Annotated in this window: 17 protein-coding genes; 10 read left to right on the top strand and 7 right to left on the bottom strand. The window is 72.6% G+C overall.

What is annotated here, in order from left to right:
• Nucleotides 1–13: 13 nt before the first annotated feature.
• The 5 genes from rfaE2 to H4F90_RS07925 form a co-directional block, all read right to left on the bottom strand.
• Nucleotides 14–508, bottom strand: a complete 495-nt coding sequence (gene rfaE2, locus H4F90_RS07945) for a D-glycero-beta-D-manno-heptose 1-phosphate adenylyltransferase (protein ID WP_182663300.1) — start codon at nt 506–508, stop codon at nt 14–16.
• A gap of 27 nt (nt 509–535) precedes the next feature.
• Nucleotides 536–1,402 carry a ferritin family protein gene (locus H4F90_RS07940; RefSeq protein WP_182663298.1) on the bottom strand — a complete coding sequence of 289 codons (867 nt, stop codon included), beginning with the start codon at nt 1,400–1,402 and terminating at the stop codon, nt 536–538.
• Between the two features lie 83 nt (nt 1,403–1,485).
• Entirely contained in the window at nt 1,486–3,039 is a 1,554-nt protein-coding gene (locus H4F90_RS07935; RefSeq protein WP_182663847.1) for a cryptochrome/photolyase family protein, read from the bottom strand.
• Nucleotides 3,040–3,041: 2 nt separating this feature from the next.
• On the bottom strand, nt 3,042–3,218 hold the full coding sequence (locus tag H4F90_RS07930) for a DUF2256 domain-containing protein (protein ID WP_220486120.1): 177 nt from the start codon (nt 3,216–3,218) through the stop codon (nt 3,042–3,044).
• Entirely contained in the window at nt 3,209–4,147 is a 939-nt protein-coding gene (locus H4F90_RS07925; protein ID WP_182663294.1) for a MerR family transcriptional regulator, read from the bottom strand. Before H4F90_RS07925 ends, H4F90_RS07930 begins: the two co-directional genes overlap by 10 nt.
• Before the next feature lie 191 nt (nt 4,148–4,338).
• On the opposite strand from H4F90_RS07925, the gene H4F90_RS07920 reads away from it, so the two are divergent.
• The 10 genes from H4F90_RS07920 to H4F90_RS07875 all read left to right on the top strand — a co-directional run bounded on the left by H4F90_RS07920 (nt 4,339) and on the right by H4F90_RS07875 (nt 13,690).
• Nucleotides 4,339–4,902: a glutathione peroxidase gene (locus H4F90_RS07920; RefSeq protein WP_235972112.1), complete on the top strand. Its 564-nt coding sequence runs from the start codon at nt 4,339–4,341 to the stop codon at nt 4,900–4,902.
• 315 nt (nt 4,903–5,217) lie between these two features.
• Nucleotides 5,218–6,567 (top strand): NAD(P)/FAD-dependent oxidoreductase, encoded by a 1,350-nt coding sequence (locus H4F90_RS07915; protein WP_182663290.1) that lies wholly within the window; start codon nt 5,218–5,220, stop codon nt 6,565–6,567.
• Nucleotide 6,568: 1 nt separating this feature from the next.
• Nucleotides 6,569–7,423: a DUF1365 domain-containing protein gene (locus H4F90_RS07910; RefSeq protein ID WP_182663288.1), complete on the top strand. Its 855-nt coding sequence runs from the start codon at nt 6,569–6,571 to the stop codon at nt 7,421–7,423.
• 26 nt (nt 7,424–7,449) lie between these two features.
• Nucleotides 7,450–8,709 (top strand): SAM-dependent methyltransferase, encoded by a 1,260-nt coding sequence (locus tag H4F90_RS07905; protein WP_182663286.1) that lies wholly within the window; start codon nt 7,450–7,452, stop codon nt 8,707–8,709.
• Between the two features lie 4 nt (nt 8,710–8,713).
• The gene (locus tag H4F90_RS07900; RefSeq protein ID WP_182663284.1) at nt 8,714–9,304 is read left to right on the top strand and encodes a chalcone isomerase family protein; all 591 of its coding nucleotides are present in this window, start codon (nt 8,714–8,716) and stop codon (nt 9,302–9,304) included.
• 124 nt (nt 9,305–9,428) lie between these two features.
• Complete coding sequence (locus H4F90_RS07895) at nt 9,429–10,763, top strand: MFS transporter (RefSeq protein ID WP_182663282.1); 1,335 nt, start codon at nt 9,429–9,431, stop codon at nt 10,761–10,763.
• Nucleotides 10,760–11,341, top strand: coding sequence for a DUF3833 domain-containing protein (locus tag H4F90_RS07890; RefSeq protein WP_182663280.1), 582 nt, complete (start codon nt 10,760–10,762; stop codon nt 11,339–11,341). Before H4F90_RS07895 ends, H4F90_RS07890 begins: the two co-directional genes overlap by 4 nt.
• Nucleotides 11,342–11,402: 61 nt before the next feature.
• Nucleotides 11,403–12,191 (top strand): SDR family NAD(P)-dependent oxidoreductase, encoded by a 789-nt coding sequence (locus tag H4F90_RS07885; RefSeq protein WP_182663278.1) that lies wholly within the window; start codon nt 11,403–11,405, stop codon nt 12,189–12,191.
• Nucleotides 12,192–12,195: 4 nt separating this feature from the next.
• Nucleotides 12,196–12,639, top strand: a complete 444-nt coding sequence (locus H4F90_RS07880; protein ID WP_182663276.1) for a nuclear transport factor 2 family protein — start codon at nt 12,196–12,198, stop codon at nt 12,637–12,639.
• 13 nt (nt 12,640–12,652) lie between these two features.
• A complete protein-coding gene (locus H4F90_RS07875) occupies nt 12,653–13,690 on the top strand; it encodes an NAD(P)/FAD-dependent oxidoreductase (protein WP_182663274.1) in 1,038 nt (345 codons plus the stop codon).
• A gap of 26 nt (nt 13,691–13,716) precedes the next feature.
• On the opposite strand, the gene H4F90_RS07870 is transcribed toward H4F90_RS07875, so the two are convergent.
• Nucleotides 13,717–14,901 (bottom strand): MFS transporter, encoded by a 1,185-nt coding sequence (locus tag H4F90_RS07870; protein ID WP_182663272.1) that lies wholly within the window; start codon nt 14,899–14,901, stop codon nt 13,717–13,719.
• A complete protein-coding gene (locus H4F90_RS07865) occupies nt 14,898–15,113 on the bottom strand; it encodes a hypothetical protein (protein ID WP_182663270.1) in 216 nt (71 codons plus the stop codon). The genes H4F90_RS07870 and H4F90_RS07865 overlap by 4 nt, the downstream gene beginning before the upstream one ends.
• Nucleotides 15,114–15,190: the final 77 nt, after the last annotated feature.

Below are 15,190 nucleotides of genomic sequence, written 5' to 3'. Positions count from 1 at the left end.
CCGCGCGCCAGGCTCAGCCGCGGATGCGGCGGATCAGCGAGGTGGTCGAGCGGCCTTCGAGGAAGGGCAGGGCCCGGGCTTCGCCCCCCCAGCTGCGGACCAGGGCGGTCTCGGCCAGGGTCTCGATGTCGTAGTCGCCCCCCTTGACGTAGAGGTCGGGGCGGACGACGGCCAGCAGCGCCAGCGGCGTCGGCTCGTCGAACAGGGTGACGAGGCTGATGCTCTCGAGCGCGGCCAGCACGGTGGCGCGATCGGCCTCGCCGTTGATCGGCCGGTCCGGGCCCTTGCCCAGCAGGCGGGCCGACGCATCGCTGTTGAGGCCCATCACCAGGCTGGCGCCGAGCGCCCGGGCCTGGGCCAGGTACTGCACATGGCCGCGGTGCAGGATGTCGAAGACGCCGTTGGTGAAGACGACCGGCCGCGGCAGGGCCGCGAGCCGCGCGGGCAGCTCCTCGCGCGGGCAGAGCTTGTCGAGGAAATCGGGCGGCGGGGCGGCAAGGTCAGGCATGCCGCGGATTGTGTCCCGCCCGTCGCTTCAGGCGGTCGGCTGGGCCGCACCCGGCGTCGCGGCGGCGACACGCTGGCTCATTTCCTTGCGGAAGCGGTTGAGCTCCTGCACGGTCGAGAAGCTGCGCTCCATCAGCAGGCTGAGGTTGTGCAGGATGCGCTCGACGACCTTGTTCTCCCAGACCGCATCGAACTGGATCTGCTTGTCCAGCCACTGCTCCAGCCATTCCGGGTCGGGCAGGCGGCTCTGGATGGTGTCGCGCGGGAAGAGCTTTTCGCTGACGTGCAGATTGGTCGGGTGCAGGGCCTGGGCCGTGCGCCGCGCGCTGGCCATCAGCACGCCCACCTTGGCAAAGGCCGCCTTGGCCTCGTCGCCGAACTTCTGCATGGCGCGCCTCATGTAGCGCAGGTAGGCGCCGCCGTGGCGCGCTTCGTCGCGGGCCAGGGTTTCGTAGATGGCCTTGATCACCGGTTCGGTGTGCCACTCGGCCGCGCGGCGGTACCAGTGGTTCAGGCGGATCTCGCCGCAGAAGTGCAGCATCAGGGTCTCGAGCGCCGGCGCGGGGTCGAAGTCGAAGCGCACATCGTGCAGCTCCTGCTCGGTCGGCACCAGGTCGGGCCGGAAGCGCTTCAGGTACTCCATCAGCACCAGCGAGTGCTTCTGCTCTTCGAAGAACCAGACCGACATGAAGGCACTGAAGTCGCTGTCGTCCTTGTTGTCGCGCAGGAACATCTCGGTGGCCGGCAGCGCCGCCCACTCGGTGATCGCGTTCATCTTGATGGTCTGGGCCTGCTCGTCGCTGAGCTGGCTGGCATCGAAGCGGTCCCAGGGGATGTCGGTGTCCATGTTCCAGCGGACGGCTTCGAGCTGCTTGAAAAGTTCGGGGTAGAGCATGACGTGTCCTTCGCGGCTGCCTGAATTTTAGGCGGGCCGCATGACAGACCGGCCACAAAGCCCCGCCGCCCCGGCCGGGAAGCCTAGAGCTCGTCGAGCCGGGCCAGCACGCCCTCGGCCGATGCGCGCAGGTCCGCCCGCTGGGCAGCGTCCAGGCGCTGCAGGTTCTTGACCATGAGCGCCGTCCGGGCGTTGCCGGCCAGCGCGGCTTCGTGCCGGTCGAGGAAGGCCCAGTACAGCACGGTGTAGGGGCAGGCGTCCGGTCCGGTCTTGCGCTCGGGGCGGTAGCGGCAGCCGGTGCAGTGGTTGCTCTGGCGCTGGATGTAGGCGCCCGAAGCCAGGTAGGGCTTGCTGGTGAAGCGGCCGCCGTCGGCGAACAGGGCCATGCCGGCCACGTTCGGCAGTTCGACCCATTCGACCGCATCCACATAGACCGCCAGGTACCAGGCCGCGACGGCCTGGGGGTCCAGCCCGGCCAGCAGGCCGAAGAGGCCGGTGACCATCAGGCGCTGGATGTGGTGGGCGTAGCCGTGGTCCAGGGTCTGGCGGATCACGTCGCGCGCGCAGGCCATCTGCGTGTCGCCGGTCCACCACCAGCGCGGCAGCGGCCGATGGTGGGCGAAGTGGTTGGCCTCGGCGAGCTCCGGCATGAAGCGCCAGTAGACGCCGCGGATGAACTCGCGCCAGCCCAGGATCTGGCGGATGAAACCTTCCACCCCGGCCAGCGGCGCGCGGCCGGCGCGGTAGGCGGCCTCGGCCGCGGCGATCACCTCGCGCGGGTCGAGCAGCTTGAGGTTCAGGCTGGTCGACAGCAGGGAATGCCAGCCGAAGGGCGTGGCCTCCCACATGGCGTCCTGGTAGGGCCCGAAATGGGCGAGCCGATGCGCGATGAAGCGATCCAGCGCCTCCAGCGCCTGCTCGCGGGTGACCGGCCAGGCGAAGTGCTCGAGGCGGCCGGGGTGCCCGGGGAAGACGCGCTCGACCAGGTCGAAGACCTCGCGCGTCAGGGCATCGGGCGCGAAGCCGGCCGGCGGCGGAATCGTACCCGGGCCGCTCTTGGGGTAGGCGCTGCGGTTGTCGGCATCGAAGTTCCAGGCCCCGCCCTCGGGCTGGCCCTCGGCATCGAGCAGCACCCGATGGCGGCGGCGTTGCTCGCGGTAGAAGAACTCCATCCGCAGGCTGCCCTTCATGGGCTGGGCCCAGCGGGCGAAGTCGGCCCGGCTGCAGAGGAAGTGGCGGTCGGGCCGCGGCCGCAGCGGCACCCCGGCCGCGGCGGCCACGGACTCGATGGCCCGGGCCAGTCGCCATTCGCCGGGCTCGACGACGAGCAGGCCCTCGGGCGGCTGCTCGGCCAGCACCGCGGCCAGGCGGGCGGCCAGCGGGGTCTCGTCGGCCGCGCCGACGGCCTCGTCGAGCCGCAGGTAGCGCAGCGGCCAGCCGCGGGCGCGGATCGCTTCGGCGGTGTGGCGCATCGCGCTCAGGAAGAGCGCGATGCGCGCCTTGTGGCTCCAGCAGACGCCGTCGGCCTCGCCGCGGGCTTCGATCATGAGCACGCGATCCTGGGCGGGATCGAAGCCCTCGAAGGCCGCGCTGTCCAGGTTGAGCTGGTCGCCGAGGACCAGCACGAGATGGCGCAGGCTCACGGCCGGACCCCGGGTGCGCGACGGGCCTCGCCGCGGCAGCGCTCGGAGCAGTACTTCACCTCGTCCCAGTTCTTCGCCCAGGCCTTGCGCCAGCTCATCGGCCGCTTGCAGTGCTGGCAGGGTTTGCTCGGCAGCGCGGCTTTGTTGCCGCGGAATCCGGCGCTCACAGCCAGGTGCGGCGCCAGCGGCGCAGCTCGGGGGCGATGTCGCTCAGCGCGGCCAGGGCCTGCACCCCGGGGGTCGGCCGCCGGTGCAGCACGGGTGCCGCGCCGCCGGCCCAGATCTCCGTCGACTTGGGCAACTTCTCGCGCAGCTCGGCCAGGCCGTCGACAACGACATTCGGGTTCTGCGCGGCCGTGAAACTCAAGGCGACGATGTCGGCGCGGTGGGCGGTGGCCGCCAGCACGATGTCCCAGATCGGGGTCTGGGTGCCCAGGCTGACGCAGCGCGCGCCGTCCAGCAGGAAGAGGGCCTCGGCCATCAGCAGGCCGAGGCTGTGCGGTTCATTGGGCACCGTGGTCAGCAGCACGCGCGGGCGGGCACTGCCAGCCTCAGGCTGCGGCACGCTGGCGATGCCCTGGCGCAGCACCACGTGCACGGACTCGGTGTAGAGGTGCTCCTCGAAGATCTCCAGGTGACCGCGCATCCAGGTGTCGCCCACCAGGGTGTTGAGCGGGGCCAGGAGCTCCAGCACGAAACTGCCCAGGCCGAGCCGGGCCTGGGCCTGCGAGAGCTGGCGGCGCAGACGGTCCACGTCGTGACCGCGAATCAGCTCGACATAGGGCCGCAGATCCGGCGCAAGGTGCAGTTCACCGGGCCGCTGGGGGCTGCCGGAACCACTGTCGGCCAGCAGCTGCAGATCCTCGATCGGCAGGGGCACGATGCGACCGGGCCGGTGGCCGGCGTCCATGAGACGCTTGATCACGCGCAGCTTCTCGACCTGGTCCAGGGGGTAGGCACGCTCGCCGGTGCCGTCGCGCGCGGGCACGGGAAACCCATAGCGCCGCTCCCAGACGCGCAGGGTGTCCTTGGACAGGCCGGTGTCGCGCTCGACCGCCGCGATCGACAGGCTCAAGGGCGGGATGTCGCCGCGCTCAGCCATGACGGGCACCCTGGCTCGCCCGGATCGGGTGATGCCCTGTTGAAATCCGGGATGCTTGCATTGTCCTGACCTGGACAAAGACTTGAAAGAGCGTTGGAGACGCATAGTAGCGGCCACTTTCCCACCTTTGCCCAAGACAAATGACCGACCTTGCTGTCAACACGGGAACCCCATCCCGGCCGGAGACCCCCTTGCGGCGTCGCGGTCGAGGCCTGCTTGCCGGCCTGGCCCTGCTGGCCAGCGGGGCGGCCCTCGCCGCCCCGGCCGCCTGTCCGGCCCTGCTGGACCGCAAGCTGCCGCGGCTGCAGGACGAACAGCCGCAGGACCTTTGCCGGTACGCCGGCAAGGTGCTGCTGGTCGTGAACACCGCCAGCCGCTGCGGCTACACGCCGCAGTTCGAGCAGCTCGAAGCCCTGCAACAGCGCTACGCAAGCCGCGGCCTCGTGGTGATCGGGGTTCCCTCGCATGACTTCCGGCAGGAGCTGGCCAGTCGCGAGGCCATCGCCAGCTTTTGCCAGAGCACCTACGGCGTGCGCTTCCCGATGCTGGGGCCGCTGTCGGTCCGCGGCTCGCAGGCCGATCCCTTCTACCAGGAGCTGGCCCGGCGCGGCGGCGGCGCGCCGTCCTGGAACTTCCACAAGTACCTGATCGCCCGGGACGGCAGCACGGTGCAGGGGGTGTCGACGCGCGTCGAGCCGATGGATCCGGGCTTTGTGACCCAATTGGAAAAACTACTTGATGCAAAACGAGACTGATTGGTTATAGTAAGACCAACAAGTCACAGCAACCCCTGACGCCGTGAGCCTTTACCGCATGTCCTCGCCCTGCCCCCGCACCGCGCGACCCCTTGCCCGGGCGGACGAGGAACTTTTCCGGAGCCCGTCCGAACGAAGCGGGCACTCCGATGCGGTCGGCACGGTGCCGAGTCCGCTGATTCGTTTTCCGTCGCGAAGCCCGGGGGCCGTCAGGGCTCCTGCCTGTTCCGAGCGTTTCTCCTCCTCCCTCCTCCCTCCCTCCTTCGCTCGGAGCTGCTTCGCGGCACTTTCCTTCCCGCTTGCCGGAGCCCGCGCTTGAGGCCCGCCCGGCGCATCGCCGTCATCGGCTCCGGCATCGCCGGTCTGTCGGCCGCCTGGACGCTGGCCGAGCCAGGCCGCTCGGCCGAGACACGGGTCACGCTGTTCGAAGCCGGCGACTACTTCGGCGGCCACACCCACACCGTCGACGTCCGCCTGCCGGACGCCCGGGGCCAGATGGTCAGCCATGGGGTCGACACCGGCTTCCTGGTCTACAACGAGCGGACCTACCCGAACCTCATCCAGTTGTTCGCGCAGCTGGACGTGGCGACCGCAGCGTCGGACATGTCCTTCTCCGTGCGCGTGCCGGATGCCTTCGGGCCCGGCCGCGCGCTCGAGTGGAACGGCAGCGACCTCGACACCGTCTTTGCCCAGCGCAGCAACCTGGTGCGGCCTGCCTTCTGGCGCATGCTGCGCGAGATCCTGCGTTTCAACCAGCTCTGCACGGCCCTGGCCGAGCGCGGTGAGGATGCCGAGATGGCGCGGCCTATCGGCGACTTCCTCGACAGCGAGGGCTTCGACGCGCCGTTCCGCGACTGGTATTTCCTGCCGATGATCGGCTGCATCTGGTCCTGCCCGACCGACCAGATGCTGCGCTTCCCCATCGGCACGATGATCCGCTTCTGCCACAACCACGGCTTGATCCAGGTGACGAAGCGGCCGCAATGGTTCACCGTCCGCGGCGGTGCCAAGCACTATGTCCAGCGCATGCTGGCCCGCCTGCCGGACGCCCGGCTCGGCACCCCTGTCGAGAAGGTCGCCCGCGTGCCCGGCGGCGTTCGGCTCTGGACGCAGCAGGGCAGCGAAGACTTCGACCATGTCGTGATGGCCTGTCACAGCGACCAGGCCCTGGCCCTGCTGGCCGACCCGAGCGCCGAGGAGCGCCGCGTGCTCGGGGCCATCCGCTACCACCGCAACCGTGCCGTGCTGCACACCGACACGGCGGTGCTGCCGGAGCGGCGCAAGGCCTGGGCGGCGTGGAACTACGAGCGCGCCCGCAGCCGCCCGCGCGAGCAGGCTGCGGTCTGCCTGCACTACCTGCTGAACAAGCTGCAACCGCTGCCCTTCGCGCAGCCGGTGATCGTCTCCCTGAACCCGGTGCGCGAGCCGCTGCAGGTGATCGGGGAGTACGACTACGCCCACCCGGTCTTCGACCTTGCCGCCGTGCAGGCCCAGGGCCAGCTGCCGGCCCTGCAGGGGCGGCGCAACACCTGGTACTGCGGCGCCTGGACCGGCTACGGCTTCCACGAAGACGGCTTGAAGTCCGGCCTGGCCGTTGCCCGACAGCTGCTCGACCCTGCCGGCCTCGCGGCGACCGAGCCTCCCCGCGAAGTGCAAGCCGCCTGACATGGACGCGGGCACGCCCTCGACCGCCCGGCCGCAGATCGCCTTCGGCTGGGTCAAGCACCGTCGGCTGCGGCCGCAGGCGCACGCCTTCAGCTACCCCACCTACAGCCTGGTGCTGCCGCTGCGCAGCCTGCGTGCGCAGCCCGATGCCGCGCTGGCGCGCAACCGCTTGGCGCCGATCAGCTTCCACGACGCCGACCACGGCGTGGGTGGCCCTGACGCCTTGGCCTGGTTCGAAGGCCTGCTGGCCGAAGCCGGCCTCGACGCGGTCGATGGCGAGGTCTGGCTGCAGACCTACCCGCGCGTGCTCGGCTACGTCTTCAAGCCGGTGAGCTTCTGGTACGCGCACCGGGCCGACGGCAGCCTGGCTGCCGTGCTCGCCGAGGTCAACAACACCTTCGGCGAGCGTCACGCCTACCTGCTGCACGGGCCCGAACTCGGCTGGGGCCGCGAGCTGCAGGCGGCCAAGGTCTTCCATGTCTCGCCCTTCTGCAAGGTCGAGGGACGCTACCGCTTCCGCTTCCTGCGCACCGGCCGGGCGGCGCAGCGCCAGGGCGCCGAGCATCTGATCGCCTGCGTCGACCATGACGATGCCGAAGGCCCCCTGCTCGAAACCTGCCTCAGCGGCCGCCTGCAGCCCCTGGATGCGTCCAGCCTGCGCCGGGCCTTCTGGGGCCATCCGCTGATGACGCTGGGCGTGATGGCGCGCATCCACTGGCAAGCCCTCAAGCTGTGGCGCAAGCGCGTGCCCTTCTTCCGCAAGCCCGAGGCGCCGGCCCGCTTCCTCAGCCAGGGCCGCGCCCTGGAGGACACCCGGCCCGCGGCCGCGGCCCAGGCCGCCCCGCTGCATTCCTGAGCGCCCACCCGATCCGGACCCTGCCGATGAGCATCCTCCACGACCCCTCCGCCACCGCCCCGGCCTTCGGAAGCCTCAGCGCCCTCCCGGCGGGCGCGCCCGCCGCGGCCCGCGTCGTCTTCGGCCTGCTGCAGAAGCTCCAGCACGGCACGCTCGACGTGCAGCTGCCCGATGGCAGCCTGCTGCGCTTCGGCGAGCCGCATCCCAGCACCCGCGAGCGCCACGGCGCGCTGCGCCTGCTGGATTGGTCGGCCTGCGGCGCCGCGCTGAAGTCGGGCGACATCGGCTTCGCCGAGGCCTACATCGACGGCCGCTGGACCACGCCCGACCTGGCCGCGCTGCTCAAGGTCTTCATCGCCAACCGGGATGCGATCGAGTCGGTGGTCTACGGCTCCTGGTGGGGCGCGCTGCTCTATCGCCTCAAGCACCTGCTGAACCGCAACACCAAGGCCGGCAGCGAGAAGAACATCCACGCCCACTATGACCTGGGCAATGGCTTCTACAGCCTGTGGCTGGACGAAACCATGAGCTACTCCAGCGCGCTGTTCGAAGGCGATCTGGACCGGCCCCTGGCTGAGGCCCAGCGCGCCAAGGTGCGGCGCGCGCTGCGCGAGGTGCAGGCCGGGCCGCAGCGCCGCGTGCTGGAGATCGGCTGCGGCTGGGGCGGCCTGGCCGAGGTGGCCGCCACCGAATTCGGCGCCACGCTGCACGGCGTGACCATCTCGCGCGAGCAGCTCGCCTGGGGCCAGGCCCGCATGCAGGCCGCCGGCCTGGGCGAACGTGCCCGGCTGCGCTACCAGGACTACCGCGACATCGACGACGGGCCCTACGACGCGGTGGTCTCGATCGAGATGTTCGAAGCCGTCGGCCGCGAGTACTGGGACAGCTACTTCGACACCGTGCAGCGCCAGCTCAAGCCGGGCGGACGGGCCTGCATCCAGACCATCACCATCCGCGACGACCTCTTCGACCGCTACGTCAAGAGCACGGACTTCATCCAGCAGTACATCTTCCCCGGCGGCCTGCTGCCGAGCATCAGCCAGTTCGAGGCGATGGCGGGCAAGCACGGCCTGCAGGTCGAGCGCCGGCTCGCCTTCGGGCCCGACTACGCCGAGACGCTCCGGCGCTGGCGCGAAGCCTTCCTCGGCCAGGACGGCCGGGTGCGGCGCCTGGGCTTCGACACCCGCTTCATGCGGATCTGGGAGTTCTACCTGGCCTACTGCGAGGCGGCCTTCGCGATGGGCAACACCGACGTCGTGCAGTTCACGCTGCGCAAGCCGAGCTGAGGCCATGGCGCCCACCCACCGCCTCCGCGCATCCGGCACGACGCATCGCCGCGCCTTGCTGCGGGCGCTGGGCGGGCTCGTGCTGTCCGGCCCGCTGGGGCTGCAGGCCGCTGGCGCGGCACCGCCCGAGGTGGCGGGCGAAGTGCCGGAGGCCCGGCTCGTCGGCCAGGGGCGGCTGCGCTACTTCGGCCTGCACATCTACGACGCCGAGCTGTGGGCCGGCCCCAGCCTGGCGGCGGGCGACACCGACTACGCCCGCCAGCCGCTGGCCCTGGTGCTGCGCTACGCGCGCAGTCTGGACGGGGCGAAGATCGCCGAGCGCTCGATCGAGGAAATGCGCCGCATCGGCGCCTTCAGCGCCGAGCAGTCCGCCACCTGGCTGCGCTTCATGAACGAGGCCTTCCCCGACGTGCAGGACGGCGATCGCCTGACCGGCCTGTACCGCCCGGGCGAGGCGGCCGCCTTCGCCTTCAACGGCAAGCCGCGCGCCACGCTGCGCGACGCGGAGTTCGCCCGGCTGTTCTTCGGCATCTGGCTCGCACCCACCACCTCCCAGCCCGGCTTGAGGGCCAGGCTGCTCGGGCTCAAGGCCTGAGCCTGGCACGATCCGCCTTGCGGCGGCTTGCCCCGGGGGCGGCTCATCCTGCCCCGCCTGCACGGGCCCGCTCGCCCTGACTTCAGCGCCCACCCGCCACACCGTCCACGCCACCCGATCCGCCATGAGCGCCCCCGCCCGCACCCCTGCGCTGTCCGACCGCCCTCCGGCGCGGACGGCGGCCGTGCCGGCCGGAGGCGCCGCCCTGCACGGCGCGGCCGCCGGTCTGCGCTACGGCCTGCTCGGCCTGCCGCTGGCCTTCGTCGCGCTGCCGCTCTACGTGCTGCTGCCCAACCACTACGCGGCGGCCTTCGGCATGCCGCTGGGCCTGCTGGGGGGCTTGCTGCTGGCGACCCGGCTGGTCGATGCCCTGGCCGACCCCTGGATCGGCCGCGCGGCGGACCGCCTGTTCGCGCAGTCGCCCCGGCGGGCCTGGACCGTCGCGGCCCTGGCGGCCTTCGTCCTGGGCGCGGCCTTCACCGGGCTCTTCTTTCCGCCGGTCCAGGGCCGGAGCGCGCTGCTGGCCTGGGCCGCGGCCATGCTGGTGCTGGCCTACCTGGGCTACAGCACGGTCGGCGTGATCCACAACGCCTGGGGTGCCCGCCTGGGCGGCGACGCGCCGGGCCGCGCACGGGTGGTGGCCTGGCGCGAGGGCGCCGCCCTGATCGGCGTGGTGGTCGCCAGTGTGCTGCCCAGCCTGGCCGGCCTGCAGGCCATGACGGCCGTTTTCCTGCTGGCCCTGGCCCTGGGCATCGGGCTGCTGGCACGCGCACCGCAGCCGCAGGCACGGCGCGCCGCTTCGACGCAGATGGTGCCGCTGGGCCTGCCCTGGCGGGTGCCGGCCTTCCGGCGCCTGATGCAGGTCTTCGTGCTCAATGGCATCGCCAGTGCCCTGCCGGCCACGCTGGTGCTCTTCTTCATCCGCGACCGGCTGCAGGCCCCGGCCTGGGAGCCGGCCTTCCTGGCGGCCTACTTCCTGGCCGGCGCGCTGAGCATCCCGGCCTGGGTGCGGGCCGTTGCCCGTCTCGGCCTGGCGCGGGCCTGGCAGCTCAGCATGGGGCTGGCGATCGCCGCCTTCTCGGGTGCGGCCCTGCTGGGCGCGGGCGACACCACGGCCTTCCTGATCGTCTGCCTGGCCAGCGGCCTGGCCCTGGGGGCCGACCTGACCCTGCCCGCCGCCCTGCTGGCCGGCCTGATCCAGCGCGCCGGCCACGGCGACCGGGCCGAAGGCGCCTACTTCGGCTGGTGGGCCTTCGCAACCAAGCTGAACCTGGCCCTGGCGGCCGGCCTGGCCCTGCCGCTGCTGGGGCTGCTGGGCTATGCGCCCGGCGCCCGCGAGCCCGCCGCCCTGGGCGCCTTGACCCTGGCCTATTGCCTGCTCCCCTGCCTGCTGAAGCTGCTGGCCGCGGCCGCGCTGCAGCGCCTGATCCGACTCGACGAGAAGCGTCCCGCCCCATGAACCGCACGCTGCCCCCTGCGCCCGACCGGCGCGCCACCCTGCGATGCCTGGGCAGCCTGGGCCTGATCGGCCTGGGCAGCCTGGCCGGCTGCGCGAGTGCGCCGAGCCCGGCGGACCACGCCGCCGAGACCCCGGTGCTCGACCTGAAGCGCTACTTCGACGGCCGGGTGCTGGCCCACGGCGTGTTCACCGACCGCGGCGGCAAGGTCAAGCGCCGCTTCGTGGTGACGATGGACTGCCGCTGGGACGGCCCGCGCGGCACGCTGGACGAGCGCTTCGCCTACAGCGACGGCAGCACCGAACGCCGCGTCTGGACCGTGATCGACCACGGCGGCGGCCGCTACACCGGCACCGCCGCCGACGTGAAGGGCGAGGCCGAGGGCCGCGCCGCAGGCAATGCCCTGCAGTGGCGCTACACGCTCAAGCTGCCGGTCGACGGCACGGTCTACGAGGTTCAGTTCGACGACTGGATGTACCTGATCGACGACCAGGTCATGCTGAACAAGGCGGTGATGAGCAAGTTCGGCATCCGCCTCGGCGAGGTCACCCTCGCCTTCCACAAGCCGGCTGCGCGCTGAGCCTGCCCCCCGTCCCCCGGCCTTTCGCATCGAACCCGATCGCCGTACCCCGGAGCCTTCGATGAGCCTGAATCCCTGCCTGAGCGACTGGAGCGACCGCCTCGTCTGGCTGGTCGGTGCCTCCAGCGGCATCGGCCGCGCCACGGCCAGCGCGCTGCATGCGCGCGGCGCGCGCGTCGTGGTCTCCGCACGCCGCCACGAGGCGCTGGACGAGTTCGTCCGCCAGCATCCCGGCGCGGTCGCGCTGCCCTTCGACGCCACCGACCGCGCGGCCATGGCCATGGCCGCACAGGCCCTCAGGCGCCTGGCGGCCTCCGGACCGCGCGGCACGCTGGACCTGGCGATGTACTGCGCCGGCCACTACAAGCCGCAGCGCGCGACGGCCTTCGACCTCGACGAGATGCTCAAGCACCAGCAGATCAACGTGACGGGGGCGCTGCACATGATCGATGCGCTGCTCCCCACGCTGCTGGCCCAGGGCAGCGGCCATCTCAGCCTGGTGGCCAGCGTGGCCGGCTACCGCGGCCTGCCCAAGGCCCTGGCCTACGGGCCGACCAAGGCGGCGCTGATCAACCTGGCGCAGGTGCTCTACCTGGACCTGCATGCGCGCGGCCTGGGCGTCTCGCTGGTGAATCCGGGCTTCGTCGAAACGCCGCTGACGGCGCAGAACACCTTCGCGATGCCCGCGCTGCTGACCCCCGAGCAGGCCGCCGAGGCCATCCTGCACGGCTGGGCCCGGGGCCGCTTCGAAATCCACTTCCCCAAGCGCTTCACCCGCGTGCTGAAGGTCCTGGGCCTGCTGGGCGACGGCGCCTATTTCGCGGCCGTGCGCCGCGCCACCGGAGGCTGAAGCCATGCCCGTCGCCGATTGCGCGGATCCACGCGTGCACCGCGTGATCGCGGCCTTCGAAGCCCTGCAGCCGGGCGATGTCGAGCGCCTCGACGCGCTCTACGCGCCCGATGCGGTCTTCAAGGACCCCTTCAACCAGGTGCAGGGCCAAGCCGCCATCCGCGCGATCTTCACGCACATGTTCGTCGCGCTGCGCGAACCGCGCTTCATCGTGCGCGAAGCCATCGTCCAGGGCGACCAGTGCTTCCTGGTCTGGGATTTCCTCTTCCACTTCCGCCGCTTCAGCCCGGCGCTTCAGACCGTGCATGGCGGCAGCCACCTGCGGTTCGCGCCGGACGGCCGCATCGCGCTGCACCGCGACTACTGGGACGCGGCCGAAGAGCTCTACGAGAAGCTGCCCGGCGTCGGCGCGCTGATGCGCTGGCTCAAGCGCCAGGCCAATCGCTGAAGGATCGCGGCCCATGACGCCCCAGACGATCGCCGTGGTCGGTGCCGGCCTGGCCGGCCTGCAGGTCGCAGCCCGCCTGCTGGACGCCGGCCTGCAGGTCACCCTGCTCGAGAAGAGCCGCGGCCCCGGCGGCCGCTGCGCGACGCGGCGCAGCCCGGTGGGCCCCTTCGACCATGGGGCGGCGGCCTTCCAGGCCCGCACGCCGGCCTTCCGGGCCGCCGTGGCGGAGGCCGCGGCCCAAGGCCTGCTGCAGGCGGCGCCGGCCGGCCAGCGCCTGCTCGACCCCGAGCCCTCCGGCCGACCCGCCTGGCGCGGCGCCCCCTTCATGAACGCCTGGCCCCAGGCCCTGCGCGAGCGACTCGTCGGCCGCGGCCTGCGGCTGCTGACCGAAGCCACCGTGCGCGGCCTGCAGCGCGAGGCCGCGGGCTGGCAGCTCGTGCTTGCCGAAGAGACCGCGCGCGCCGCGCTGGGCGACGCCCGCTTCGAGGCCGTGCTGCTGGCCGTGCCGGCCGAGCAGGCCGTGCCCCTGCTGCAGCCGCACGACCCGGCCCAGGCCGCGGCGCTCGCCGCCTGCCCGAGCGCCGCCTGCATCACCCTGATGGCGGCCTGGCCCGCCGCCCAGCCCGGCGGGCCACGCCTGCTGCGACCCGCCGCGGGTCCGCTGGCCCTGGCCTTCCGCCAGGACGCCTTCGACGCAGGCGCCGTCGGCTGCGCTCCGACGCGCTGGACCGCCCACGCCCGGGCCGACTGGAGTCTGAGCGCCATCGACACGCCGGCCGAGGCCCTGCTCGCGCCCATGCTGCAGGCCCTGAGGGAGGCCCTGGGCGATGCGGCCCCGGACGCGACGCCGGTGCATGCCGTCGTCCACCGCTGGCGCTACGCCCAGATGCTGCAGCCCGCCGCGGGACCTTGCGGCTGGTCGGCCGCGCGCGGCCTGGGCAGTTGCGGCGACGGCTGGCAGGGCACCTCCCTGGCCGACCTGCCGCTCGACGGCCTGGAGCGGGCCTGGCTCAGCGCCCAGGCCCTGGCCGATCGCGTGCTGGGGCGCTGAGGGGATCGTCCCGGTCTGTCGCGCGCTCAGCCCGCCGGACCGTCCCCCGCGGCCGCCGGCCGCTCCCGCCAGGCGAGCACGGCCACGCTGAGGGCGAGGAGGCAGAGGCCACTGGCCAGGCCGGGCAGGCCGGCCCGGTCGAGCAGGCTGCCGCTGATCAGCGGGCCGACCGCGCCGCCGACCGTGTAGCCCCCGATCACCGCCGCCGTGCCGGCCAGGGCCGACTGGCGGGCAAAGGCCTGGGCGGTGCGGATCATGGTCAGGGTGTAGAGCGCACCGCCGACCCCGCCCCAGGCCGCCACCGCCGGCCACAGCCAGGGCTCGGCCGGGGCGCCCAAGGCCAGCGGCAGGGTCGCCAGCAGCAGCAGCGCGGCGGCACCGGCCAGCAGGGGCCGGGCGCCGAAGCGATCGGCCGCATGCCCGGCCGGGTACTGCAGCAGGAAACTGCCCATGCCCAGCACCCCGGCAAGCGCCGTGGCCGCGCCCAGCGTCCAGCCCAGGGCCGCGCCCTGGGCCGCCGAGAGCGCGGCCAGGCCAGCTTCGAAGACCCCGCCCACCAGCGCACACCAGACCAGGCCCGGCCGCTGCCGGAGTGCCCAGCCACTGCCATGCGCCGGCGCGCCAGGCGGGCCGGCCTCCAGGGCATCGACGGCGGGGCCCAGGCAGATGAGCACCGCCCCCATCTGCCCCGCCAGGGCCAGGCCCAGCGCGCCCTGCGTGCCCAGGCCGAGCAGGCCGGGCAGAAAGGGGCCGAGCGCCAGGGCGCCGCCCAGGGCCGTCTGGTACAGCCCGGTCCAGCGGCCGCGGGCGGCCGGCGGCGCATGGTGGGCGATCAGGGCTTCGGTGCCGTTCCAGGCCGCCGCTGCGCCCAGGCCGCAGAGCACGCCGGCGGCGCAGACCCAGCGGAAGTCGGGGCTGAGCAGATAGAGCCCGGTGGCCAGGGTCTCCAGGGCCAGGCCGGCGCGCAGCATCGGGCCCAGGCCGAAGCGGGCAAAGAACCGGGGCAGCAGCGGCAGCGCGCAGGCCACGGTCGCGAAAGGCAGCATCAGCACGAAGCCGATGGCCGCTGCGCTGTGGCCCTGCGCCTGCAAACGCACCGCCAGCACTGGGCCGACCAGGCTGAACATCAGCACCAGCAGCAGCACCGCGGCCACCACGCGCAGCACGGTGCGCTGCGTGCGGGGCGGCGCGAGGGGCGGGCGTGGGCTCACGACCGGGAGGCCGCGGGGGCGGGGGGGAAGGGCACGCGGCCGAGCGGCACGGCCCGGCTCGGCTCACGCTCGTCGAAGTGGCACTCACCCTCGGCCCAGCGGGCGCCCTGCGCCAGGCAGAGGCTCTCGGCATGGCGCAGCCAGAGCAGGAAGACGCACAGCACGATCAGGGCGGCGGCGGCGAGGAGGCGGAGTTGGGTGCGGAGGGGCATGGGCCGGGTCGGGATTGGAGGCCGGAGTCCAGGGGCCGGGGTCGAGTCTGGCGGGACCGGCGGGGAGCGATGCGCAC

The organism is Aquariibacter albus, from assembly GCF_014145335.1.
GTDB lineage: Bacteria > Pseudomonadota > Gammaproteobacteria > Burkholderiales > Burkholderiaceae_C > Aquariibacter > Aquariibacter albus.
The sequence above is the reverse complement of the archived record's forward strand: the minus strand, read 5'-3'. Positions and strand labels throughout refer to the sequence as shown.